A 23,083-nucleotide genomic window follows, 5' to 3' on the forward strand; every position below is an offset into this window, starting at 1 on the left:
GCGCGCGTTCACGCGGCACCCCCCAGGTTGCACGGTCCTGCGACCGGTTCTCCCCCGGTCACAGGCGCTCACTTCCGACCATACTGGTGCGCGTTGGACTGTCAACCGTGTTGAACATCGGGACGACTCGGGCGAACCGACTCTTCACCTGCGGAAAGCTCAATCAATTCGCTCTGGAGGAGCAGATTCCCGATATCCGGTCGCACTTGACCGAACAACAGATGTGCGGCACCACTGCCGAGGCCGGACAAACGCCTACCTCGCAGTCGCGCGCTGATCTGGGAGCAATCGCGCAACGCCCGCTTTCATCTATTTCGCCCGTTACTCGAGGCGGGGGAATACCTGAATGACGCGGCGTACTCGCGCGTTCTCGTGGTGGCCGCGTTGCTCGAACACGCCCACAAGCCCGCCGGCAGTCGCGGTTCGTCTGGTTGCGGAGTGGCAGGGTGGGGGCATGACAGGCCTGACCCGCGTGCTGGACGACCTCGGCACCACGCTGATCGACCTCGTGCGCGGCGATCCGGGCCGGACCGTGGGCGGCGTCGTCATCCACGACCCCGACGACGACCAGGTGCCGCCGTCCGCCCTGGTGCTCGGCGTCGGTGTCCGCGAGCCGGCGGAGCTGCTCGGCAGGCTGGCCGGCGCGGCGGCGCTCGTCGTGCGCGGGCCGGTCGTGCTCACCGACGACCTCGCGGACGCCGTCGACCGCTCCGGTGTCGTGCTGCTCGGTCTTGCGCCCGGCGCGTCGTGGACGCAGCTCGCCGCGATGCTGCGGTCGTTGCTGGAGCCCGACCCGTCCGAGACGCTCGGCGGGGTGCCGGCCGGGGATCTGTTCGCGCTGGCCAACGCGGTGGCGTCGTTGATCGACGCACCGGTGACGATCGAGGACCGCAGCTCGCGGGTGCTCGCGTTCTCCGGGCGTCAGGACGAGGCGGACCCGTCGCGGGTGCGGACGATCCTGGGGCGGCAGGTGCCGGAGCGGTACTCGCGGATGCTGGCCGAGCGCGGGGTCTTCCAGCACCTGCACCGCAGCGACCAGCCCGTGCACGTCGAGGGGCTGCCTGAGGAGGACGGCACGTTCTGCCTGCCTCGGGTCGCCGTCGCGGTGCGGGCGGGTGACGAGTTGCTCGGGTCGATCTGGGCTGCCGTGCGGGAGCCGTTGTCGGCGGAGAGCACCGAGACGTTCCGGGACGCGGCCAAGTTGGTGGCGTTGCACCTGATGCGGCAGCGGGCAGGCGCGGACGTCGAACGGCGGCTGCGCGCGGACCTGGTGTCCACGGCCGTCGAGGGTGGTCAGGGTGCGGCGGAGGCGGTGCGGCGGCTGGGGTTGTCGGACCAGTCGTGCGTGGTGCTGGCGTTGGCGCTGGCCCACTCGCACGGCGATGATCCCGCCGCGCACGCCCGGTTGCTGGCCGAACGCCGTCAGGTGGCCGATGCGCTGGCGATGCACCTCACGGCCGTGCATCCGCGCGCGGCGGCGGCGCTGGTCGGGGATGTCGCCTACGCGATCCTGCCCGTTTCCGAGGACCGGGCGTTCGGCATCGCCGGCGACTTCCGGGCTCGTATCGGGCACCAGGTGCTGGTCGGGGTCGGCCAGGAGGCGGACGGGTTGGCGTTGGCGCGGTCGCGGGCGGGCGCCGACCTGGTGCTGCGCGTGCTGCGAGCAGGGCGGTCCGCCTTGCAGGTCGCGCGGGTGTCCGATGTGCACGGTGAGGGGTTGTTGCTGGAGCTGGCGGATCTCATTGCCGAACGCGGTGACGAGCTGACCGGTCCCGTCGCGCGGCTCGTGGCGTACGACCGCAGGCACGGCGCGTGCCTGGTCGAGACGCTCGCCGCGTGGCTCGACGCGTTCGGGGACGTCACCGCCGCGTCGGCCGCGGTCTTCGTGCACCCCAACACCTTCCGCTACCGGCTGCGGCGGCTGGCCGAGGTCGGGGAGATCGACCTCAGCGACCCGGACGCGCGGTTCGCGGCGATGCTGCAGCTGCGGCTGTGGCGGCCAGGTGGCGCCGTGCCAGGGCGACGAACGCCTCCGTCGCCGGGTGAGCCGCCGGCTTCGGCCACGCCAGGTGGACGGTGATCAGGCCCGCGTCGGTGAGCGGCAGGTAGGTCACGCCGGGGTGCGGGTAGTCGTGGCTCGACCCGGCCGTCGTCACGCCGACCGTGGTGCCGGCCGCGATCGCGGTGATCCACTCGACCGCGCCCGGCACGTCGATGGTGTGCGGCCGGTCGCCGGTGGGCCAGAGCTCGGCGGAGCTCGTCGCCGACAGCTCGCACACCGCGACGCTCTCGCCCACGAGGTCGCCGAGCACGAGCGCGTCTCGTGTCGCGAGTGGATGGTCGTTCGCGAGGGCCGCGACGCGGGGTTCCTCGGCCACCGCGACGTGGTCGACGCCGGGTTGCTCGGGCAGCGTGCGCAGGATCGCCACGTCCGCCTCGCCGCGCCGCAGCGCGCCCACGGGGTCCTCGGACTGGTGGATGCGGACGTCGACCGAGGGGTGTTCGGCACGCCATTCGCGCAGGAACGGGGTGGTGCGGCTGCCCAGCGCGGCCCAGGCGAACGTGAGCCGGAGTGGTTGCGGCGCGGCGGTTTCCGCGAGGGCGGTGTCGAGCGAGGTGAGGATGCGGTGGCTGTGCTCCCAGAGGCGGCGGCCGGAGTCGGTCAGCGCCACGTGGCGGGTGGTGCGCTCGACGAGCTTGACGCCGACCCGTCGTTCGAGTTGTCCTAGTGTGCGGGACAGGGCGGGCTGCGTGACGTGCAGCGCCTCGGCCGCCGCGGTGATCGACAGGTGGTCGCCGATCGCGGCGAGTGCCCGCAGGTGACGCAGCTCGACATTCATAACCGCCGAGTATAAGTGCTGCACGATCGGCATTTCTCACGCGCTGGAAACGCGCCTAGCGTCGTGTCCATGAGGATTTTGCTCGTTGGAGCTTCAGGCACGCTGGGCACCGCACTGCACTCGGAGCTCGTCGAACGCAAGCACGACGTCGTCACCGTCTCCCGCACGTCGGGCGACCTGCGGTACGACGTGTCCGACCCGGCCCAGGTCGCCGAGATGTACCGGACGGCGGGTCCGTTCGACGCCGTCGCGTCGGCCGCCGGCCACATCCCGTTCGGGCCGGTGAGCGAGCTGACGACAGACGACTACCAGGCCGCGATGACCGGCAAGGTGCTCCCCCAGATCCTGCTCGTGCGCGAAGGGCTCGCGCACGTCACGGACTCGTTCACGCTGATCACCGGCATGCTCGCGCGGGAGGCCGTGCCCGGTGGCGCGGCGGCGGCGCTGGCCAACGGCGCGCTGGAGGGGTGGGTGCGCACGGCGGCCGTCGAGATCGCACCGAAGCGGGTGAACGCCATCAGCCCCACGGTCTTCACCGAGTCGCTCGACGCGTACGGCGACTTCTTCCCCGGCCTGAAGCCGGTGCCGCTGGCCGAGGTCACGCGGGCGTACGTGCGGTCGATCGAGGGACGGCAGACCGGGCAGGTCTACGTGCCCTGAACCGCGACGCGGCCGAGCAGGCGGTCGACCAGCGCGGGCAGGTGCTGCCTGCCCGCGCCTTCGAGCCAGAGGGCGATGGCGGTGCGGATCGTGGCGAGGAAGGTCGCGGCCATCAGGCGGGAGATCTCCTCGTCCGGTTCGCGGAGGACGAGAACGGCGGTCAGGTCGCGTTCGAGCGCGACCTGGTCGCCTGCTTGTCGTGCGAGCAGTGACGGGTGCCGGCGCAGCAGCCGGAGCTGGGCCATCCACTCGACGTCGGGGACGGGCCACGCCTCGTAGAGCTCCGCGGTCGACGCGCGCAGCGCCTGCCAGGCGGTTTCGTGCTCCGGCCGGTCCTGGACCAGCGACACCAGGGCCTGCGTGCGCTGGCGGTCGGCGTCGAGGACCGCGTCCTCCTTGCTGGTGAAGTAGTTGGAGAACGTCCGGCGCGACACGCCCGCCGCGTCCGCGATGTCCTCGACCGTCACCCCGTCCAGGCCGTGCTCCATCGCGAGCCGCAACGCCGCTCCGGCCAGCGACCGCCTGGTCACCGCCTTCTTGTGCTCGCGGCGAGTGGTGAGGGTCTCCATGCCGTCCAGCCTAGCGGGTGTACGTTGCCCATTGCGCAAATTTGCACAACGCGCAAGAATTAAGGCGACGAAGGGGCGGATGTGAAGATCGAGACTCGGGCGATGGGGCACCGGCAGGTGCTGGAGTCGCTGTCCGGACTGCTGCTCGCGCTGTTCGTGGCCATGGTCAGCTCCACGGTGGTGTCCACCGCGCTGCCGCGGATCATCGGCTCGCTGAACGGCACGCAGACCCAGTACACGTGGGTGGTCACGGCCACCCTGCTCACGGCGACGGCCACGACCCCGATCTGGGGCAAGCTCGCCGACCTTTTCAACAAGAAGACGCTGGTCCAGGCCGCGATCGTGATCTTCGTGATCGGCTCGCTGCTCTCCGGCTTCGCCCAGGACACCGGCCAGCTGATCGCGGCCCGCGCGTTCCAGGGCCTCGGCGTCGGCGGCCTCCAGGCACTGGTCCAGGTCGTGATCGCCGCGATCATCCCGCCCCGCGAACGCGGCCGTTACAACGGCTACCTCGGCGCGGTCATGGCCGTGGCGACCGTCGGCGGCCCGCTGCTCGGCGGCCTCATCGTCGACGTGTCGTGGCTCGGCTGGCGCTGGTGCTTCTGGGTCGCCGTGCCGATCGCCGCGATCGCGTTCGTCGTCCTCCAGGCCACGCTGAAGCTCGAAACCGTGCGCCGCGAGAACGTGAAGATCGACTACCTCGGGGCCGCCCTGATCGCCGCGGGCGTGAGCGTGCTGCTGATCTGGGTGTCGTTCGTCGGCAACTCGTTCGACTGGGTCTCGTGGCAGACCGGGGCCATGGTCGCGGCCGGCCTCGTGCTGCTGGGCGCCGCCATCGCGGTGGAGACGCGGGTCGCCGAACCCGTCGTGCCGCTGCACATCGTGGTCCAGCGCACCCCGGCGTTGGCGATCATCGCCTCGCTCTCCGTGGGCATGGCCATGTTCGGTGGCGCGGTGTTCCTCGGCCAGTACTTCCAGATCGGCCGCGGCTACTCGCCGACCGAGGCGGGCCTGCTGACGATCCCGCTGATGGCGGGCGTGCTGGTGTCGTCCACGGTCTCCGGCCGCCTGATCAGCCGCACCGGCCGGATCAAGCCGTACATCGTGGCCGGCACGGTGATCCTGGTGCTCGGGTTCCTGGGGCTCGGTTTCGTCGACCACGCGACGGCGTTGTGGATCGTCGGCATCGCGATGGCCGTGGTGGGCATCGGTGTCGGCATGACGATGCAGAACCTCGTGCTGGCCGTGCAGAACAGCGTGCCGCTGAGCGAGCTCGGCGCCGCTTCGGCGACCGTGACGTTCTTCCGCTCGCTGGGCGGCACGATCGGTGTCTCGGTGCTGGGCGCCGTGCTGGCCAACCGGGTCACCGCCGACCTGTCGGCCGCGCTGCACGTGCCGGCCGGGCAGTCGACGGGTTCCACTAGCGCGCTGAACCTCTCGGCGTTGCCGCCGCAGGTCCAGACCGTCGTGCACACGGTGTACGGCGACGCCACGGCGCACATCTTCCTGATCTCCGCCGCAGTCGGCGTGATCGGCATCATCGCGGCACTGCTGCTCAAGCCGATCACGTTGCGCACCACGATCGATCTCGAGAAGAAGGAAGCAGACTCAGCGGTCGCTCGCTGATCTCTTGAGGGGGAACCATGAGCGCCGGCGCCTTCAACGCCTTCGAGTCCACTGTGGATCGATTCGGTCCCGCTCCCCTGCCGTCCGCCCGCACCGTCCTGGTCGGGCTGGACGGGTCGGACACCGCGATGCGGGCCACCGCGTCGGCGTTCGGGTTCGCCCGGCGGCAGGGAGCGCGGCTGGTGGTCACGTTCGTGGCCTGCCACTCCTCACTTGCCGCACTCAGTCCCGCGGTGGCTTCGGTGTTCGAGCACGAGGCCGCGGCCACGTTGTACGCGGAACTGGTGGAGCAGGTCCGTGCTTTCGCCGACGAGCTGGACGTGCCGGTGACGTTCGTCAAGGCGTTCGGGGATCCGTACACGGTGCTGCGGGAGTCGGCCGACCAGTGCCAGGCGGACATGGTGGTGGTCGGGGCTTCGCAGCAGGCCGGACACCGGTTCACCGGGTCGGTGGCCACCCGGCTGATCCGGTCCGGGCACTGGCCGGTGCTGGTGGTGCCGTGACGCCGGCTCGGTGGACGGCCAGGCGCGGCACGCGGAGGCCGGATCCGGAAACGCGCTGAACGCGTTGGAGCAGGAGCAGGCCGGGGCGAACCCCGGCCTGCTCCCCTGTTTCAGCCGATCGTCATCGGCCCACCGGCGCGAAGTTGCGCGACCCCAGGTACTCCGGTCGCTGCGACTGCGTGCCGAACGGCGCCTGCAGCGTGTTCTCCATGCTGTTGTAGACGATGAAGATGTTCGACCGGGCGAACGGCGTGATGTTGGCGTTCGACCCGTGCATGATGTTGCAGTCGAACATCACCGCGTCCCCGGCCTTGCCCGTGAACTGCCGGATCCCGTGGCGGTCCGCCAGTTCGGTGAGGATCGCGTGGTCGGGCACGCCGACGTCCTGGTCTCGCAACGACCTCTTCCAGTTGATCGGTCGCGTCTCCCCCATGCCGGTGACGAACGTCTTGTGCGACCCCGGCATGACCATGAGCGGGCCGTTGAAGTCGTAGTTGTCGGTCAGCGAGACCGACACGCTCAACGCGCGCATGGTCGGCAGTCCGTCTTCGCTGTGCCACGTCTCGAAGTCGGAGTGCCAGAAGAAGTCGGTACCGGTGAAGCCGGGCTTCACGTTGGCACGGGTCTGGTGCAGGTACACGTCCGAGCCCAGGATCTGGCGGGCCCTGTCGACGAACGTGCTGTGCTCGGTCAGGCCGCGCAGGATCTCGCTGACCGCCTGGACCTGGTAGATCGACTTGACCGAACGGCCGTCCGGCTCCTCGATCATCCGGTCCGTGCCGACGTCGTCGCCCGACCTGGTGAGCCGCCGCAGCTCGGTGAGCAGCGTCGTGACCTCGTTCTGGTCCAGCGCGTTCGGCAGGACGAGGAACCCGTCCCGGTCGAAGGCGTCGAGCTCCTCCTCGGTGAGCGGACCGTCCTCGGGCTTGCCGAAGACGACCTGGCCCGTGCGCGGGATCTCGCGCGACGGTCCTCCCTGACGCGTCGGGTACGGGTCGGTGGCCTGACCCGGCCACACACCCGCCCATGTTGGTTCCCCCATGAACCGCTCCTTTCACCCAATGGATCACCCGCGGGCTGAACTCCCGATGCGGGTCAAAACCGCTCTTCGCGGGGCACCGACACCGCGACCGTCACCGCCACCAGGGCGGCACACAGGACGGCGACGAGCCGGAAGCCGCTGATGAACGCCTCGCCGGCGGCCTTGGCCAGCGCCCGGCCGGCCTCTCCGCCTGCCTGGTGCGCGGCGGAGACGGCACTCGCGACGGAGTCCGACGCCCCGCCCGTGACATCGTCTGGCAGGTAGGACCGGTAGACGAACCCGGTGAACGTGCCGATCACCGGGACACCGAGCCCGGCCCCCGCCTCGAAGGACACCGACTCGATCGCGGCCGCGGCACCGGCCTGGTCGGCGCTCGCTCCGGTCATGATCAGGTCGGACGCGATCATCTGCACCGCGCCGTGCCCGGCTCCGACCAGCACCAGGCCCGCGCCGAAGGCCACCCCGTCGTGCTCGGCGGCGGACATCGCGACCAGCGCGTACCCGGCCGCGGCCAGCGTGAGGCCCACCGCGATGCCGGCCCTGGGCCCGGTCCTCGGCACGATCACCCCTGCCAGAGGTCCCGCGACGAGCGCGGCGATCGGCATGGGCAGCAACCCGATGGCGGCGGCGCCGGGCGACATGCCGAGCGCGAACTGCAGGTACTGCACCAGTTGCAGTTCGAACCCGACCATCACGAGCACGGGCAGGATCGACGCGACCGCACCGGCGCGGAACTTCGGCGACCGGAACAGGCGCAGGTCGAGCATCGGGTGCGGCAGGCTGAGTTGCCGCCGCGTGAACAGCACCGCGGCCACGAGACCCAGCAGGCCGGGGCCCGCGACCTCGACGACGGACACCCGTTCGTGTGCCAGCGCGATGATCCCGTAGGCGATGCCCAGCGAGCCGACGATCGCGAGCGTCGGCGAGGTCACCTCCCACGGCTGTTTGGTCTCGGGCACCTCGTTGCGCAGGAGCACCGCGACGACCGGGATCGCGATCGCCGCGATGGGCACGTTGACGAGGAAGATCGACCCCCACCAGAAGTGGTTGAGCAGGAACCCGCCGGCGACCGGCCCGAGCGCGGAGGCCCCGGCGGCCACCGCGCTCCACGCGCCGATGGCGAACGAGTGGCCCCTGCCCTCGTGGAACGTCTGCCGGATGATCGCCAGCGTGGCCGGGATGATCATCGCCGAGCCGATCGCCACCGCGACCCGGCCGGCGATCAGCATCCCCGGTGTCGTGGCCAGCGACGACAGTCCTGACGACGCACCGAACACGGTCAGCCCGATGAGCAGCAGCCGCTTGTGGCCGATCCGGTCGCCGAGAGGTCCGGTGACCAGCACCAGCCCGATCATGGTCAGCGAGTACACGTCGACGATCCACAGCATTTCGCGCGCGGACACCTGCATCTGCGTGCTGAGCGCGGGTACCGCGATGTTGAGGATCGTCACGTCGATCGCGGCCGGGAGGAAACAGCCGAGAACGGTGAGGAGAACCATCCACCGATAGGCCGAACCCCGGTCCGCGGAAACCTGGGAATTCACTTGTGTTCACCGGTAAAATCGCGCAATGCCGCGCGAGCAGTCGTAATCATGTCGTGAAACTCTGCCAGGTTCCGGCAGAAAGCCACAAGGCTCACCCGACCGGTGGACAGCCCGCACAATTCTGCGGGGACGATGCCGGTGTCGGCATTCTTCGGCGACCGCACCAGGTCGCCCAGCGCGCCGAGCAGTTGGTCGAGCGGCATGTCGGTGGGCAAGCCGTGGCAGACGAAGTGTCCGACCACGTGCGTGTCGAGGTAATTCGGGCCGAGCACCTCGACCCCGAATTCGTGCAGGTGCGTCGATCCGGTGCGGCGGGCGTTGAGGTCGTGCATGAACACCTCGCCGTCCCTGGCGATGGCGTCGATCCCGAAGTGCCCGCGATAGCCGCGGTCGCGCATCGCCGAAGCGAGCCGCAATCCGCCTTCCGCGAACGGTGCGCACCACCACCGCTGTTCCAGCTCTCGCGCGGTCACGTCACCTCGGACGTGCGTTTCCCCTTCGAACAGCATTTCGGTAACCGAGAACACGAAAGGTTCCCCATTCGCGGGCACCACGAATTCGATCGACGGGAACTCGACGGCTCCGGAGATGAACTCCTCCACGACCACCGGACCGGTGCCGTAGAACGGGCTGGCCAGCACTTCTCCGGAGATCGCGGCTCGGTCGTGACCCGGTTTGAACACCAGCAGCCCGGTGCTCGCCTCGCCGCGATCGGCCTTCACGATGCACGGCGTGCCGCTGTCGAGGAACCGGCCCACAGCGGCTACGACGTCCTCGGTGCTCGTGCAGTGCACCCCGTCGGGCAACCGGAACGGCCCAGTGGCCATGCCCAGTCCGGCTGCCAGGTCCCGCAGTCCGGTCTTGGTGTCGAGCAGGTCGCGCAGCGCCTGGTCGGGGGTGCTCTCGGGCAGGTCGACGCGGATCCCGTGCTCGCGCGCCAGCACGTCGGCGAACTGCCACAGCTCTGCGGTCGTCGTGTGCGGGATCAGCCGCACACGACGACCGGGGCCCGCGTACCGGACGATCGCCTCGACCGCGGACGGGTCGGCGAGAACGTCCGCGAACAGCGAGCCGGCCGTCTTCGCCGGGCTGATGTTGACGACCTCGCCCAGACCCAGGAACCCGGCCTGCCACTCCAGGTCGCGCACGGGTTCGTAGGTGACCAGCAGCTTGGCCGTCGGCGCCCAGTACAACGCCTGGTCCTGCTGGGCGAAGCACCCGGCCAGGTGTTCCTCGACGTCGTCGGCGGGGGCGAGGAAAGCGCGGTAGGTGTCGATCGCGTTGCTCACGCAGACCGTCGGGACGTGCTCGGTCACGGCCGGGTCCTTTCCGCGGGTGAGGGGCGCAGCAGGCCGTGGCCACCGGTCACCAGTGCCATGGCGTTGCCGACCACGTGCCAGAACAGCTCTTCGCCCAGCTCGGCGTTCGCGCCGGTCGTCGACGACAGGACGCCGTTGTTCGTGGTGCTCGCGGTGTCGGCGGGGTGCAGGTAGATCCCAGGCCGCGGCGGGTCGTCGTGGCAGGGCCGGGACGCGGTGACGAGGTCGGGACGCAGGTACAGCATCAGGCTGGTCTCGGTGAGACCCCCGTGTTCGGCGTGCCAGCCGGGGAACGCGGGGAGCCGCGCGCGCAGCCATCCGTCGTCGACCAGGCTCCACCAGCTCAGCGCGATGAGCTCCGGTTCGTGCCCGGCGCGTTCGCACGCGATCTGGTCGAGCGCCTCGAACACGAACGGTTCGTTTTCGAAGTGGCCGTTGACGATCAGCAGCCGGCGGACGGGCAGTGCGCACAGCGACCGGATCGTGTCGGCGAGGAAGTCGATGAGCGTGCCGCCGCGCACGAACACGGTGCCCGGGAAGGCGAGGCCGCCACCGCTCTGCGGCAGCGACCGGGCGGCAACGGGCTGGACCGGCAGCGCGAACGCGGCGAGCTCACGCGCGATCTGCTGCGCGAAGGCCTCGGCGATCACCAGGTCGACCGACAACGGCAGGTGCGGGCCGTGCTGCTCGATCGACCCGACCGGCCACACCAGCGTCTGCGCCTCGACCGCGTCGTGCACCTCAGGGCTGCACAGGTCGGCGAAGGCCCGGCCGTTCGACCGCGGCTTCACCCGGACACCCGCGGCGCGCCTGCCACCGTGGCGGTGACGATCCGGTCGAGCGTTTCGTACATGTCGGTGTGCAGGGCCGTGTAGACCTGCACCGCCGTCGCGCCGACCGCCAGGTAGTCGTGCACGTCGCGACCGGAGCTCACCCCGCCGCAGCCCAGCACCGGCAACGCGAACCCGTGGCGACGCAGTTCCCACACGGAGGCGAGCACGAGCGGTTTGATGGCCGGGCCGGAGTAGCCGAAGACGCCGCCGAGCACGAGCCGGCCGGATTCGGGGTCGACCGCGGCGCCGGGGATCGTGTCGCTGAGCGTGATCGCGTCCGCGCCCGCCTCGGCCGCGGCGGTCGCCCGTTCACGCAGGCCTTCGCCGCTCGCGAGCTTGACGGAGAACGGCAGGCTGGTGTGGTCGCGCACCGCGCGGGTGTAGGCGAAGACCCGTTCCGGGGTGTCGGACAGCCCGTCCTCCTCGTTGAGGCAGGAGATGCCCAGCTCCAGCGCACGGCAGCCGGCGAGCTCGACGCGGACCGCGAGTTCTCCCAGGTCTACTGGTGTGTCGGCGTGCACCGACGCGATCACCGGCAGCCCGTCTTCCGCGAACCCGCGCAGCCACCTCAGCCAGAGGTCGACCGGACGTTTGGTGTACGTGGTGCTGTTCAGCATTCCCGTCGGGAGCCGGACGATGCGCTCGTCCAGGTGTGCGGGCGGGTTCGGGTGGATCGTCTTGGTGACGACGGCCCCCGCCCCCGCCTCGATGAGCTTGCGGATGTTGCGCTCCTGGTCGGTGAGCAGGCCGGACGCGACCATCACCGGGTTCGTCAGGTCCAGGCCGAGCACGGTCACACCGGGCACGGGTTCCTCCTCGTCACGAGGTGTCGGTCGTCAGAGCGCACGGGAAGCGGCCATCGGGCGTTCCCGCAGCGCGGTGACGACGGTTTCGACGAGCAGGTCCGGCGAGGTTGTGAACTCGCCGATGTCGACGAACCGGGCGTTTGCGACCTGACCGATGCCCTTGAGCAGGTGGCTGGCCGAGTCGGCGAACGGCTGGGCGGTGACGCCCACGATCGGCTTGCCGAGTGCGCTCGCCCAGCCGAGTTCGACGTGCGTGCCGTCGGTTCTGAGCAGGTCGCCGTCGTCGAGAACCGGCAAGACCGGTACGAACACGTCGCACTCGAGCATCCAGCCGAAGTCGCGTTCGGCGACCTGGGCGGGAGTGAACAGCGGGGTGTCGGCGCCGAACCGCTCGGCGACGTGCGCCGACAGCACCGTGCCGGCCGCGCGCTGCACACTGCCGATGGCGGTGCTCAGCGCGACCTCCAGCCGTTCCAGAAAGCCATCCGGAAGGATCGCGTGCTGGATCGGGCCACCAATGAACACCTTCACGCCCGCGAGAGCGCCTTCGGACCTGACCACGACTGATCGTCCCCCAAAGCCGAATACGAAGAGGCCGCAGACCTCTCGATCGCGAAATGAACGCGATGTGCGATGTCCGGACGTGCCCGAGTCGACTCACCGGACCGTCCGAGACTGAACTTCCCCAGGTTGAATTCCGTCCCCGAATCGAAGCTAGCAGCAAGCGACACCGAATCGGCAAGCAAGTTCCCCCGACCGGCCCAGGGACTGGTAAACCCCGAGCGGAGAGGATTACCTATTTCGGTTTCCTGATCGGCGACGAGAGGTCGCGCCCTCGGATTCAGCCACGACGGGGACGCGCTTGACAACTCCACCGCGATCCGGGCAATGTCGATCGAAGTCAGATTCCTGGCCGCGCACCGAGCGTTCTCGGTCACCGTTGCGGCTGATCAGCCCGACACCGCCGGCAGGCGAACTGTGCAACTGCGGGCGCTTCAAGGCGCACATTTATTCACCTGGGGGAACTTGTCATGGACACCTTGCAGGCAATCAAGCGAATTCTCGTGTCCGACGTGCTCGTCGAAATCCCGCCGGAGCTCATGCGCCCGGAGGACGAGCTGCGGGAGGGGTACGGAATGGACTCGCTCGGTTTCGTCGAGCTGAGGGTGCAGTGCGAGGAGGTCTTCGGCGTGCGGATCTCCGACGAGGAGTTCGCCGCGGACAAGCTCGAGACGCTCGGCGACGTGGTGTCGCTCGTGGACGGTCTCGCCGGCGGCCAGGCGGACCGCGCGTGACGGCGCGACAGGAGGTGTTTCCCGGCGCAGACCTCGACGAGCTGCGCAAGGGCCGTGAACTGCACCTCGACCACTACGGGCGGTCGCCGCTGCCGTTCACCTCGCTGAGCGCGCGCGGCATCGAGCTCGACGTCGCCGACGAGCAGGGCGAGGTGCTGCGCCTGCTCGACGCGAGTGGTGGCTACGCGAGCGCCTGTCTGGGCACGGGCCACGAGGTCGTGCTGCGCGCCCTGCGGCGCGGCGCCGAAGAAGCCGGGCACGCGACGGACGAGATCGGCTCGGCGGAGCGCGCGAGGCTGCTGAACAGGCTGTTCGGCGACTCGGGGTTGTTCACCGAGCACTTCCCGTCCGGCGAGTACCACGTGAGCGGCCGGAACTCGGGATCGGAGGGCAACGAGCTGGCGTTGCGGCTGGTGCTCGAGTCGCGCTTCGACGTCCGGCGGCTGCGCTACTGGCCGGGGATGGAACAGCGCGACACGATCGTGGCGTTCGAGGGAGCTTGGCACGGCTGGACCAGCGGGCTCGTGCCGTTGCTGAACCGGCGCCACTACCAGGTCGGGTTGCCCGGCCCCGCACCACTGGACCAGCACGGCGTCCAGGTGCGGCACATCCCGTTCGGCTCGCCGCAGGCGCTGGCCGACTACTTCTCGGCCAACGCGGACAGGACGCTCGCGGTCGTGGTCGAGCCGGTCCAGGGAGACGCGGGCATCATCGAGCCGCCTCCCGGCTACCTCAGGACCCTCTCCCGGTTGTGCGCGGCCCACGGGGTGCTCCTCGTCGCGGACGAGATCCTCACGTTCGCGAAGACAGGTGCGTTCTTCGCGATGCGCGACGATTCGGGGCCGGTGCCGACCGACATCACCGTGATCGGCAAGTACCTCGGCATGGGGGCGCTGTCCACGTCGATGGTGATCGCCCGGCGGGACCTGCGGGTGCGCGCCTCCGGCGCGGTGTCCACTTCGGACCTCCGCCCGCTGACGTGTGCGGTGGTCGGCGACGGGCTGGAGCACATCGTCGAGGCGGGGCTGCTGGAGCGGTCGGCCGCGCTCGGCCAGCACCTGACCATGCGTCTGCAGTCCACTTTGGTCCGCCGGTTCCCCGACGTGTTCACCGAGGCGCGCGGCCAGGGGGTGATGCTGGGCGTCGAGCTCGCGCGCGAGGCGGCCCCCCGGCTCGCCGACCTGCGGACCGCGTTGATCAGGGCAGGTGTCTACGTCGAGTTCATGGCCGGTGCGGGGAAGAGGTCGAACGGTCTGCGGTACGTGTACCCGACGATGCGCGTCGCTCCCGCGCTGGTGACCGAGTTCGAGCAGGCCGACGAGATCGTCGACCGGCTCGTCGACGGCACGCTCGCCTTCCAGCGCACGCGATGACGCCCTTCCGGACCCGGATCGAGCACGTCGACACCGACGCGACCGGCATCGTCCACTTCTCCCGCTACGCCTCGCTGCTGGAAACGGCGGGGCTGGACGACCTGGAGACGGCCGGCGTCGGGCTCGCCGCGTTCGAGGCGGCCGGAGTCGACCTGGTCGCCGTCGAGCTGCGGCTGCGCTACAGGGCGAGCGCGGTGTACCGCGACGTGGTCACCGGACGTTCGCGGGTCGACCACGTCGGTGCGGCGTGGTTCCGGATCGCGGTCACCCTCTCGCGCGAGGACGGCGACGGCACGGCGGAGCCGCTGGTGGCGGGAACGCTCTCGTTCGCCGCCGTGGACCGGGGATCACGGCGGCCTGCCGCCCTGCCGTCGTCGCTGCGGACAACTTTGAAAGGACTCACCTCGAATGACGAACACCATGCACACAGCTCGAGCGGAACCGCGGACTGAGCGGCCACTCGGCATTTCGGCCGTCAAGGACCTGGTGCGGGGCCGGCACCCCCGGTTGTTCATCGACCGGGTGCTGGACCACGAGCCCGGAGTCTTCCTGCGGAGCATGTTCGCGGTCTCCGCGGAGATGAGCGCGTTGTCGGGCCACTTGCCTGAGCGCGCGCTTCTGCCAGGTGTGGTGTTGCCGGGAAGTCACACGATGCAGGCGTTCTGCCAGTCCGGCGTGCTGCTGTACCAGCTGAGCGCGCCGCCGTTGGAGGACGACGAGGTCACTCTGGTCGGCACCGTGAAGTCGCGGTTCAAGCTGCCCGTCGTGCCAGGAGACCAGGTGGTGCTGGACGTGCGGGCAGAGCGTTTCTCCGGGCGTGCCTTCACCTTCAGCGCGACGGCCGCGGTCGACGGGCGGTCGGTTGCGGCGTTCCGCGGCGCGATGAGCCGGGCGAAGGTCGACCCGTCCCACTCGCCGCCGTGGTGAGCGGCACGCTGGTCACCGGGATGGCCTGGCACACGCCGCTCGGGGACGACCTGGACGGCGTGTGGGCGCGGTTGTGCGCGGGCGAGACCGGTGTGGCGCCGGTGCCGTCCGCGCACCGGCTGCGCAGTGACCTGGCGGCCACCGTGCCCGCTGTCGCCTCGCTGGCCGATCCGGTGCGGCGACAGCACGTGCTGGCCGTGACGACGCTGCGGGCCGTCTTCGAGAACGCCGGGCTGCACCCGGCGGATCCTGATGTCACGGTCGTGCTCGGCACGAGTTTCGGTGCCACGTTGGACGCACGGGTTCCCCTGTCCGGCTGGGCCGAGCGCGCGGCCGAGGAGGCCGGCCACCCCATGCGTCCGCTGACGGTGACGACGGCGTGTTCGGCGGCGTCGGACAGCGTGGCGGTGGCGCACGCGCTCATCCGGTCCGGGCACAGCCGGATCTGCGTTGCGGGCGGGGTCGACGTGATCACCGACGCGAAGCGGCTGGGGCACACGGCGTTGGGCACGATGAGCCCGACCTCGACGCGGGCCTTCGACCGGGCCCACGACGGCATGACGCTCGGTGAGGGCGCGGGTCTCCTGGTGCTGGAGTCGGAGGAATCCGCCGCGCAGCGGGGCGCGCGCGTGTTGGCGCGGCTGCGCGGCACTGGAGCGGCCAACGACGCGTCCGGGCTCACCGCACCGGACACGTCCGGTGCCAGCGTGAAGGCGGCTCTGCGGCGCTGCCTGGCCGCCGCGGGCTCCACGCCTCAGGACGTCGCGGTGGTGAACGTCCACGGAACCGGCACTCCGCTCAACGACAGCGTGGAGATCTCCAGCCTGCAGGACGTGTTCGGCACCCGCGGACCGACGTTGTTCGGCACCAAGGGCGCGTTCGGGCACAGTCTCGGTGCCACGGGTGGCATCGAGGCGATCGCAACGGTTCTCGCGCTGCGCAACGGGGTCGTGCCTCCGGTGCACGGCCTGCGCGACCCGGTGCCCGAACTGACCCTGCCGGTGCCGATCCGCCGGGCGCGGCCCATCGGCAGGGGCGCGGGGATGAGCGTGACGCTCGGGTTCGGCGGATTCGACACCTGTCTGCTGTTCGACCTGCCAGGAGGGGATCGGTGATGCGGGTGCTGAGCTCCGCCGCCATGTCCGCGGAGGACCTTTCGCGGCACGCCGCGAACAAGCCCTCGTTCTACGCCGATCCCGTCGCCTGGCTGGCCGCCGCGGTCGTGGGCGACGCGCTCGAGCGCTGCCGGGAAGAGCTCGACGGGACGGACGTCGCGGTGCTGGCGATGAGCGCGACCGCGACGGCGTCCACGATGGCCGGGATCGCGGATGGCAGCGCGCGCGGACGGGTGTCGCCGTTGCGGTTCGCCGGCGCGAATCCCGGTCTGGTGGCGGGACTTCCGTGCATCCGCTGGGGACTGCGCGGTCCGTCGCTGGTCCTGGCGATGCACCCCGGCCACGCGGTGCAGGCGGCGTTGTGCGTGGCGCGGCATTGGCTCGAATCCGCACAAGCGCGGCACGTGGTGGTGGTCGGCCACGAACTGGACGAGAACGTCCACACCGTGCGCTCTGTCGTGCTCGCCCCAGGACGTGACCGCCCCGCGCACGTGTCCGCGCTGCTCACCGAGGTGACGGCGTGACCGCACTGGAGCACGGCAAAGTCACGGCGTTCCTGGCGAACGCACGAGATCTGCACCCGCGCAAGGACTCCGTCACCGTGGACGACGTCCTCGCGGACCTGGCAGCACTGCGGCTCTCCCCCGGCGACTGCGTGATTCTCTGCATGACCAACGGCGTGCACCTCGTGCAGGTGCTGCTCGCCACCCAACTGCTGGGCCTGGTACCGCTGGCGGTGTCGCCCAGCACCCCGTGGCACCGCATGCGCACACTGGCCGGGCACGTGGGCGCACGGGTCATCATCACCACCCGCATCGCACCGGACTCGGGACCGCACCACCGCGTCGGCACCGCGACCGCGGTACCGACCACCGGCCTGGCCCGGCCCTATGCGGCAGGCGATGTGATGCTGTCGACGTCGGGCACCTCCGGCAGGTTCAGCGCCTGCCTGCACCGCACCGGCGCGCTGTTGCGCAACGCCACTCGCCACGCCACCGCGATCGGCCTGACCCGGCACGACACCGTGCTGATCAACCTGCCGTTGCACTACTCCTACGCGATGGTGGCGCAAATGCTGGCCGCCTACGTCACCGGAGCGCGTCTGATCATCTCCGGACCACCGTTCGTGCCAGGCGACTACCGCTCGACCGCGGAACGGCACGACATCACCCACTCGTCGCTCACCCCGACGATCGTCCGCCAGCTGCTCGAACACCCCGACGCGGTTCCCCGGCGCACGAGGGTGATCACCGTCGGCGGCGACCACCTGGACGAGATCGAGGTGGCACGACTGCTGTCCGCCAGGCCCGAAGGCGAGCTGTACGTCACCTACGGCCTGACCGAAGCGGGCCCGAGGGTCTCCACTCTGGCCGCCCACGCCGAACCCGCACACCGCCACGGCTCCGTCGGCAAGCCGCTGCCAGGCGTGACGGTGTCGTTGCGCGCACTCGACGGCGACGCGGGCGAACTGCTGGTGGAGTCCAGCACCGTGATGCTGCGCCGAGTGGGCGAAGCCGGCTCCAGCTCGCTGATCCGTCCCGGCGTGGTGGCCACCGGCGACCTGTTCCACGTCGACGACGGCTACCTGCACTTCCGCGGCAGACTGTCGGACTTCGTGGTACTGCGCGGCGAAAAGGTCTCCCTCCGCACCGTGCGCGAGGCAGCGTGTTCGATCCCCGGCGTGACCAGGTGCGTGCCGCGGCTGGTGCGCGCCGACGACGGATCGGTGGTGCTGGACCTGCACCTGGACATGACCGCCCCACGACCGGACGCGGAGTCGACGGTGCGCCGCCGGCTCAACGCCATGCTGCTCCCGGCCGAACGCCCCCGCTCGATCCTCGTCTCGACCGCGGAACCAGGAGCCTTCCGCAAATGAGACCACAGCTCGGATGTGTGCTCCCCGACCTCACCGACCCGGACGAGATCAGGGTCTTCGCCGAGGCGGCCGAGGACCTCGGCTACGACTACCTGACCGTGCCGGAGCACCTCCTGTCCACCTCTCCCTCCTACGAGAGCCTCACCCTGACCGGCTTCCTGAGCGCGGTGACCACCAACCTCGGCCTGTGCGCCGTGACCGTGCTACCTCTGCGCTCCGCCGCACTGGCCGCGAAACAGGCGGCGCAGGTGAACCTGCTCAGCAACGGCAGGCTGAGACTGCTGGCGGTAGCGGGGTGGAACACGGCCGAGACCATCGCGTCCGGCACCGACCCCGCCACCCGCGGGCGCCTGATGGAGCACCAGATCGAGGCCATGCGCCTGTTGTGGACGGGAACCGAGGTCCGCTACGACAGCGACCACATCACCCTGCGCGGCGTACGACTGTCCCCGCCGCCCCCACACCCGATTCCGGTGTGGCTGGGCGGCGGCTCGGCACGGTCGCTCGGCCGCCCGCCTCCCCACGTGCTGCGCCGCGCGGCCGGCCTGGCGGACGGCTTCACGATGTCCGCCGTGCTGGGCACGGGCGTGAGCCGAGGCGCCGAACTCATCGCGGACCTGCTCACCGAGGTGGACCGCGCGGGTCGCGACCGCGAGACCTTCGGCGTGGAGGCCCGGCTGGCGACGACGACTGCCCGTGCGAACACCTGGGCGGCGACCGCGAAGCGCTGGCACGACGCGGGCGCGACCCACCTCACCGTGAGTTCGCGCATCGCGCCGACCGATGTCTCCGCGGCCCTCGCGCTGCTGACAGCCGCGGCGGAGGCGCTGGCATGAGGCGACTCAGGCGATGGGACCGGTGTAGGTCATCCAGAAGTCGATCTGCTCGGCGCGCGGCCGGGGAACCATGCGGCTGTCCGCGCCCAGTTCCATGACGCTCTCGGGGGCGTCCTGCGTTCTGGACCAAGGCGGCAGTCCGGGGCCGTTCGGGTCGCCGGTGCGGGCGAAGTTGACCCAGTAGCCGCTCATCTGGTCCCGGAGCCGGAGGTCGGTGGCGGTGTACCGGGCGTTGCCGTCCTTTCCCAGGTTGTCGTACGCGTACATCACCTCGGCGCCGTGGTAGGCGCCGAACTGTGCCAGCGCCGGGTCGGGTGGGACGTGGGTGAAGAAGTAGCGGTAGGCGGCGGAGGTGCCGGTGCGGGACTGCAGCGTGGTCCAGCGGTGGGCCGCTCGGGTCATGACCTGGTCGGTGGCCGCCTGCAGCGTCGCTGACAGGACCTGGTCCTCCGTGTCGCCGGGGTAGAGCTTCAGGAACGTCTCCGCCTGGTCGCCGTAGCGTTCCTCGGCGGTGCGGCGGTATCCGGCGGGGTCGGTGTCCGGTGGGCTGAGCAGGGTCAGGGACGCCTCGTCGGCGTTGCTGCCGGCCAGGATCGGCACGTCGTGCTGGCCGCCCTCGGCGTAGACGTCCGCCGGGGTCTTGGTCAGCACGTGGCCGTCGATCGACGGCCGCCAGTGGCCGGGGATCTTGCGGGCTGCGGCGAAGACGTCCTCAGCCGGCATGGCGCGCAGGTCGGCTATCGAGGCGCCGCCCAGGTCGGTGGTCAGGCGCCGGCCGGCGGCCTCGGCGGCCTGTCTGGTGTCGGCCTGGTCGCCTCTGGCGGTGTCGCCGGTGGTGCCCATGCAGGCTCCGCTGCTGCCGATCACGCCGTCGACGAGGTCACGGGTGAGCGGGGTGACGGAGAGGATGCACACGCTCTCGCCTCCTGCGGACTCGCCGGCGATCGTGACGCGGTCCGGGTCGCCGCCGAACGCGGCGATGTTGTCCTTGACCCACCGCAGTGCGGCGATCTGGTCGAGGACGCCGTAGTTGCCGGACGTGCCGTGCTCGGACTCCGCGGCCAGGTCGGGGTGGGACAGGAAGCCGAAGACGCCGAGCCGGTAGTTGACGGTGACCGTGAGGACGTCACCGCGCCGGGCCAGGTTCTCGCCGTCGTAGACGGGCAGCGAGCCGGATCCGCTCACGAACCCGCCGCCGGGAACGTAGACCAGGACGGGGAGTTTCGCGGACTTCGGCTCGGTGGCGCGCCAGATGTTGAGGTACAGCGAGTCCTCACTGGACGGGTACGGGTTCACCAGGGTGTTCGCCAGCGGTACGGCCCGCACGGTCGTCAGCGCCCTGGTCGCGAACCCGGACGAGGACTGCACCGGGGAGTCGGCAAAGCGGTTCGCGGTCAGCACGGCCGTCCGGTGCGCCGACGGTTGCGGCGGCTTCCACCGCAGGTCGCCCACCGGAGGTGCCGCGTAGGGCACGCCCGCGAAGATCTCGACACTCCGGTCCTCGTTGTACACGCCGGACACCGGTCCGTCCTGGGTGGACACAGCGGCGGTCGCCGCAGCACCCGGAGGACCTGCCGAGCGGTGCGCTGGTGCCGGGTACGCCGCCACCGCGGTGACGAAGACGAGCGTCGCCGCGACCAGCCAGGCGAGCACCTGGACCACGGCCCGGCGCGCCAGCCAGCTCCGGGCCAGCACGGCCAGGCCGACGAGCAGCTCGACCACGATCCCCCAGCCCCAGAACGGGCTCTGGTTCAGGTGGAGCAGGACGAACGCCCCGGCGGCGATCAGGGCGAGCGGAATCCACCACCGCGGCACCAGGATCCGGCGCTCCGACGGCCGGGTGAGCACCGCGGCACCGCACACCACGGCCCACAGCAGCACGGGGAACGCGGCGATCCGCTCCCACAGGCCGAACAGCCCAGGGCCGCCCACCTGGGAGATCATCAGCACGAACGCCACCATCGCCACGATCGCGCCGACGACACCGCCGCGCCCGAGACGACGCCACCGGTCCGTGCCCGCCAGAGCGAAACCGGTCAGCAACATGGCCGCCTCGCCCACGACGATCGCGACGACGGCGCCGAGGAAGTGCGGCACCTTCGCGGTGTCCTCGGGGCTCAGGCCGACGACGGCGATCCCCAGTCCGGACACCGCGAAGAGCGTCAACCCAACACGGGCCGTCCGCACGTCCGGGAACAGCGGCCTGACCAACAGCGCACCGGCGGTCAGGCACAGACCGGCCAGGGTCCAGGACACCCCCGACACCACGTGCCACGGCGAGCAGATCCAGCTGCCGGACGAGGAGGCCTGGAAGCAGGTGGCGGCGCCCAGGTCGCTGATCGCGTTGCGCACCCAGCTGTAGGGGGTGGTCCACCGGGACTCGACCACGAACAGCAGCACGAAGTACTGCGCCACCAGGACCCACAGCACGGCGCCGAGCCGGGAGCGGTTCACCCGGCACCTCCGGCGACCCGCAGGGCGAAGCGCACGTAGGCGTCGGCCACCTGCTCACGGGTGTGCTCCTGGTCCGGAGCGAACCAGTTGCCCACCCGCTGCCCCATTCCTCCGATCGCCCGTGCGGCCAGCCGCACGTCGGGCACGTCGAAGCTGCCGTCCGCCACCCCGTCGGCGAGCACGTCCAGCAGCAGCCGTTCGGACGCCGCGCGCAACGCCAGCGAGGGCGCCGCCAGTTCGGCCGAGAGCACGTGCAACTCGCTGCCGGTCACGACCGACAGCAACGAGAAGTCGGTGTGCGCCAGCACGTGCGTGCGCACCAAGGCGGCGAGCCGCTCGCTGGGACCGGGGACGTCGGCGACCGCGGCGAGCAGTCGCCGGTGGAGCTCGCTGTGCCCGATGAGGACGAGCTCGGCCAGCACCTGCTCCTTGGAGCTGTAGTAGCCGTACAGGGTCGCGGAGTTGATGCCGGCGGCCGCGCCGATCTCGCGGATCGAGGTGCCGTGGAACCCGCGAGCGGCGAACAGGCCCAGCGCGGCGTGCAGCACCCTCCCCCGCGTGCCCGTCGGTGTCGTTCCCTCTGGCAGCACGACGTCGGCGCTCGCCAGCCGGCCCTGCCGCCACTCCTCGTCCGGCACCCCGAACTCCAATCAATCGATTGGTTGGAGCGTAGACCATTCAGCCCACAGCTTGCTCGCGGCCCTCCCGGTCAGGTCCTGCGCAGTGCCGCTCCCAGGACGAGGAAGCCGATCAGGAACGGGTCGACGATGCCCCGCTCGACCAGGCCGATGAGAATCCCCTTCTCCGACGCGGTCACGGCCAGGTACGCGGGAATCGACAGCAGGCCGTACACGCCGGCCACCTTCAGACCGATCCCCAGACGGCGGGAGAAGCCCAGAGCGCGATGGGCGCCGCCGAGGAGGATCGAGAGCACGTTGCCGCCGAGGAAGGCCGCGAAGGCCCCCAAGGCGTGGTAGTCGACGCCGTCGGCCGGTGTCTCGCCAGAGCCCGGGAAGAACCCCAGCGTCACACCTCCCGCCGCCAGCAGAACCGCCAGCAGGAGGTGCAGCCGGCGACGCTTGCCTGGCAGGCCGCGCAACAACACGACGCCGGCCAGCGCCGTGAGTCCGAAGAGGACGAACCCGGTGTTCATGACCCAGGCGAGCGGTGAGTACATGAACTGGCCGAACGCCGTCGTCGGGCCGTGGACCCCCAGGTTGCTGATGAAGTGGTGGGTGTAGCTGTACGGCGGGTCCGTCCACGCCGCCGCGGCGATGAACTCGGCGGAGAAGTAGATGGCCGCGCTGGCCATCAGCACCGTTCCCGCCCTGCGGTTGCCGGGCGCGGACGACGAACGCGGCTGGTGGTGAGCGGCGTTCTGCAGAACGTTCTCGGACAAGGTTTCCCCCGTGATCGACGATCCGTCAGGTGACCGGTGCAGGATGGAATCGGCCGCCAACACGAG

The 23,083-nt window shown here is 70.6% G+C and carries 22 protein-coding genes and 1 pseudogene; 12 read left to right on the plus strand and 11 right to left on the minus strand.

Going from position 1 to position 23,083, the window contains the following annotated elements; genetic code table 11:
- The first annotated feature begins 454 nt into the window (after positions 1–454).
- Complete coding sequence (locus ACQEU1_RS08910; RefSeq protein ID WP_433198183.1) at positions 455–2,080, plus strand: PucR family transcriptional regulator; 1,626 nt, start codon at positions 455–457, stop codon at positions 2,078–2,080.
- On the opposite strand, the pseudogene ACQEU1_RS08915 reads toward ACQEU1_RS08910, so the two are convergent.
- Positions 2,061–2,873: pseudogene (locus tag ACQEU1_RS08915) on the minus strand (LysR family transcriptional regulator); the annotation flags it as partial. The gene ACQEU1_RS08910 and the pseudogene ACQEU1_RS08915 sit on opposite strands and share 20 nt — an antisense overlap.
- A 36-nt stretch (positions 2,874–2,909) precedes the next feature.
- Between ACQEU1_RS08915 and ACQEU1_RS08920 the strand changes: the two are divergent.
- Entirely contained in the window at positions 2,910–3,500 is a 591-nt protein-coding gene (locus ACQEU1_RS08920; RefSeq protein ID WP_433198185.1) for a short chain dehydrogenase, read from the plus strand.
- On the opposite strand, the gene ACQEU1_RS08925 is transcribed toward ACQEU1_RS08920, so the two are convergent.
- Positions 3,488–4,069 carry a TetR/AcrR family transcriptional regulator gene (locus ACQEU1_RS08925; RefSeq protein ID WP_433198187.1) on the minus strand — a complete coding sequence of 194 codons (582 nt, stop codon included), beginning with the start codon at positions 4,067–4,069 and terminating at the stop codon, positions 3,488–3,490. The genes ACQEU1_RS08920 and ACQEU1_RS08925 overlap by 13 nt on opposite strands.
- Positions 4,070–4,171: 102 nt before the next feature.
- On the opposite strand from ACQEU1_RS08925, the gene ACQEU1_RS08930 reads away from it, so the two are divergent.
- Both ACQEU1_RS08930 and ACQEU1_RS08935 read left to right on the plus strand, forming a co-directional pair.
- The gene (locus tag ACQEU1_RS08930; protein ID WP_433211404.1) at positions 4,172–5,695 is read left to right on the plus strand and encodes an MDR family MFS transporter; all 1,524 of its coding nucleotides are present in this window, start codon (positions 4,172–4,174) and stop codon (positions 5,693–5,695) included.
- A gap of 17 nt (positions 5,696–5,712) precedes the next feature.
- Positions 5,713–6,198 carry a universal stress protein gene (locus ACQEU1_RS08935; RefSeq protein ID WP_433198189.1) on the plus strand — a complete coding sequence of 162 codons (486 nt, stop codon included), beginning with the start codon at positions 5,713–5,715 and terminating at the stop codon, positions 6,196–6,198.
- Positions 6,199–6,319: 121 nt separating this feature from the next.
- Here the strand turns inward: ACQEU1_RS08935 and thpD are convergent, their stop codons facing one another.
- Genes thpD through ACQEU1_RS08965 form a run of 6 tightly spaced genes read right to left on the minus strand, consistent with a single transcriptional unit; the run spans position 6,320 to position 12,303 of the window.
- Positions 6,320–7,240: an ectoine hydroxylase gene (gene thpD, locus ACQEU1_RS08940; RefSeq protein WP_433198191.1), complete on the minus strand. Its 921-nt coding sequence runs from the start codon at positions 7,238–7,240 to the stop codon at positions 6,320–6,322.
- Positions 7,241–7,293: 53 nt separating this feature from the next.
- Positions 7,294–8,739 carry an MFS transporter gene (locus tag ACQEU1_RS08945; RefSeq protein WP_433198193.1) on the minus strand — a complete coding sequence of 482 codons (1,446 nt, stop codon included), beginning with the start codon at positions 8,737–8,739 and terminating at the stop codon, positions 7,294–7,296.
- A 41-nt stretch (positions 8,740–8,780) separates the two neighbouring features.
- Complete coding sequence (locus tag ACQEU1_RS08950; protein ID WP_433198195.1) at positions 8,781–10,100, minus strand: hypothetical protein; 1,320 nt, start codon at positions 10,098–10,100, stop codon at positions 8,781–8,783.
- Complete coding sequence (locus ACQEU1_RS08955) at positions 10,097–10,894, minus strand: creatininase family protein (RefSeq protein WP_433198197.1); 798 nt, start codon at positions 10,892–10,894, stop codon at positions 10,097–10,099. Before ACQEU1_RS08955 ends, ACQEU1_RS08950 begins: the two co-directional genes overlap by 4 nt.
- A complete protein-coding gene (locus ACQEU1_RS08960; protein WP_433198199.1) occupies positions 10,891–11,742 on the minus strand; it encodes a dihydroorotate dehydrogenase in 852 nt (283 codons plus the stop codon). Before ACQEU1_RS08960 ends, ACQEU1_RS08955 begins: the two co-directional genes overlap by 4 nt.
- Positions 11,743–11,772: 30 nt before the next feature.
- On the minus strand, positions 11,773–12,303 hold the full coding sequence (locus ACQEU1_RS08965; protein ID WP_433198201.1) for a nucleoside 2-deoxyribosyltransferase: 531 nt from the start codon (positions 12,301–12,303) through the stop codon (positions 11,773–11,775).
- A gap of 470 nt (positions 12,304–12,773) precedes the next feature.
- Between ACQEU1_RS08965 and ACQEU1_RS08970 the strand changes: the two genes are divergently transcribed.
- Genes ACQEU1_RS08970 through ACQEU1_RS09005 form a run of 8 tightly spaced genes read left to right on the plus strand, consistent with a single transcriptional unit; the run spans position 12,774 to position 19,164 of the window.
- On the plus strand, positions 12,774–13,037 hold the full coding sequence (locus tag ACQEU1_RS08970) for an acyl carrier protein (RefSeq protein ID WP_433198206.1): 264 nt from the start codon (positions 12,774–12,776) through the stop codon (positions 13,035–13,037).
- On the plus strand, positions 13,034–14,410 hold the full coding sequence (locus tag ACQEU1_RS08975; protein ID WP_433198208.1) for an aminotransferase class III-fold pyridoxal phosphate-dependent enzyme: 1,377 nt from the start codon (positions 13,034–13,036) through the stop codon (positions 14,408–14,410). The genes ACQEU1_RS08970 and ACQEU1_RS08975 overlap by 4 nt, the downstream gene beginning before the upstream one ends.
- Entirely contained in the window at positions 14,407–14,862 is a 456-nt protein-coding gene (locus tag ACQEU1_RS08980) for an acyl-CoA thioesterase (protein ID WP_433198210.1), read from the plus strand. Before ACQEU1_RS08975 ends, ACQEU1_RS08980 begins: the two co-directional genes overlap by 4 nt.
- Entirely contained in the window at positions 14,831–15,337 is a 507-nt protein-coding gene (locus ACQEU1_RS08985) for a 3-hydroxyacyl-ACP dehydratase FabZ family protein (RefSeq protein WP_433198212.1), read from the plus strand. Before ACQEU1_RS08980 ends, ACQEU1_RS08985 begins: the two co-directional genes overlap by 32 nt.
- Positions 15,331–16,452, plus strand: a complete 1,122-nt coding sequence (locus ACQEU1_RS08990; RefSeq protein WP_433198214.1) for a beta-ketoacyl synthase N-terminal-like domain-containing protein — start codon at positions 15,331–15,333, stop codon at positions 16,450–16,452. Before ACQEU1_RS08985 ends, ACQEU1_RS08990 begins: the two co-directional genes overlap by 7 nt.
- Positions 16,452–16,976, plus strand: coding sequence for a hypothetical protein (locus ACQEU1_RS08995; protein ID WP_433198216.1), 525 nt, complete (start codon positions 16,452–16,454; stop codon positions 16,974–16,976). The genes ACQEU1_RS08990 and ACQEU1_RS08995 overlap by 1 nt, the downstream gene beginning before the upstream one ends.
- Positions 16,973–18,328 (plus strand): class I adenylate-forming enzyme family protein, encoded by a 1,356-nt coding sequence (locus ACQEU1_RS09000; RefSeq protein WP_433198218.1) that lies wholly within the window; start codon positions 16,973–16,975, stop codon positions 18,326–18,328. Before ACQEU1_RS08995 ends, ACQEU1_RS09000 begins: the two co-directional genes overlap by 4 nt.
- A complete protein-coding gene (locus tag ACQEU1_RS09005) occupies positions 18,325–19,164 on the plus strand; it encodes an LLM class flavin-dependent oxidoreductase (RefSeq protein ID WP_433198220.1) in 840 nt (279 codons plus the stop codon). Before ACQEU1_RS09000 ends, ACQEU1_RS09005 begins: the two co-directional genes overlap by 4 nt.
- Positions 19,165–19,170: 6 nt before the next feature.
- Here the strand turns inward: ACQEU1_RS09005 and ACQEU1_RS09010 are convergent, their stop codons facing one another.
- From ACQEU1_RS09010 to ACQEU1_RS09020, 3 genes are all read right to left on the minus strand, one after another.
- Positions 19,171–21,618, minus strand: coding sequence for a carboxylesterase family protein (locus ACQEU1_RS09010; RefSeq protein ID WP_433198222.1), 2,448 nt, complete (start codon positions 21,616–21,618; stop codon positions 19,171–19,173).
- Positions 21,615–22,256 (minus strand): TetR/AcrR family transcriptional regulator, encoded by a 642-nt coding sequence (locus ACQEU1_RS09015; RefSeq protein ID WP_433198224.1) that lies wholly within the window; start codon positions 22,254–22,256, stop codon positions 21,615–21,617. The genes ACQEU1_RS09010 and ACQEU1_RS09015 overlap by 4 nt, the downstream gene beginning before the upstream one ends.
- Positions 22,257–22,327: 71 nt before the next feature.
- The gene (locus ACQEU1_RS09020) at positions 22,328–23,017 is read right to left on the minus strand and encodes a DUF998 domain-containing protein (protein WP_433198226.1); all 690 of its coding nucleotides are present in this window, start codon (positions 23,015–23,017) and stop codon (positions 22,328–22,330) included.
- Between the last annotated feature and the right edge of the window lie 66 nt (positions 23,018–23,083).

Origin of the sequence: Lentzea sp. CA-135723 (genome assembly GCF_050936595.1) — a bacterium.
Lineage (GTDB): Bacteria > Actinomycetota > Actinomycetes > Mycobacteriales > Pseudonocardiaceae > Lentzea.

Coding starts and splice junctions, on each gene's coding strand:
- ACQEU1_RS08935 (WP_433198189.1), top strand. CDS start 5,713: ATGAGCGCCGGCGCCTTCAACGCCTTCGAGTCCACTGTGGATCGATTC.
- ACQEU1_RS08930 (WP_433211404.1), top strand. CDS start 4,172: ATGGGGCACCGGCAGGTGCTGGAGTCGCTGTCCGGACTGCTGCTCGCG.
- thpD (WP_433198191.1), bottom strand. CDS start 7,240: ATGGGGGAACCAACATGGGCGGGTGTGTGGCCGGGTCAGGCCACCGAC.
- ACQEU1_RS08995 (WP_433198216.1), top strand. CDS start 16,452: ATGCGGGTGCTGAGCTCCGCCGCCATGTCCGCGGAGGACCTTTCGCGG.
- ACQEU1_RS08970 (WP_433198206.1), top strand. CDS start 12,774: ATGGACACCTTGCAGGCAATCAAGCGAATTCTCGTGTCCGACGTGCTC.
- ACQEU1_RS09005 (WP_433198220.1), top strand. CDS start 18,325: ATGAGACCACAGCTCGGATGTGTGCTCCCCGACCTCACCGACCCGGAC.
- ACQEU1_RS08980 (WP_433198210.1), top strand. CDS start 14,407: ATGACGCCCTTCCGGACCCGGATCGAGCACGTCGACACCGACGCGACC.
- ACQEU1_RS08910 (WP_433198183.1), top strand. CDS start 455: ATGACAGGCCTGACCCGCGTGCTGGACGACCTCGGCACCACGCTGATC.
- ACQEU1_RS08985 (WP_433198212.1), top strand. CDS start 14,831: ATGCACACAGCTCGAGCGGAACCGCGGACTGAGCGGCCACTCGGCATT.
- ACQEU1_RS08920 (WP_433198185.1), top strand. CDS start 2,910: ATGAGGATTTTGCTCGTTGGAGCTTCAGGCACGCTGGGCACCGCACTG.
- ACQEU1_RS08945 (WP_433198193.1), bottom strand. CDS start 8,739: ATGGTTCTCCTCACCGTTCTCGGCTGTTTCCTCCCGGCCGCGATCGAC.
- ACQEU1_RS08925 (WP_433198187.1), bottom strand. CDS start 4,069: ATGGAGACCCTCACCACTCGCCGCGAGCACAAGAAGGCGGTGACCAGG.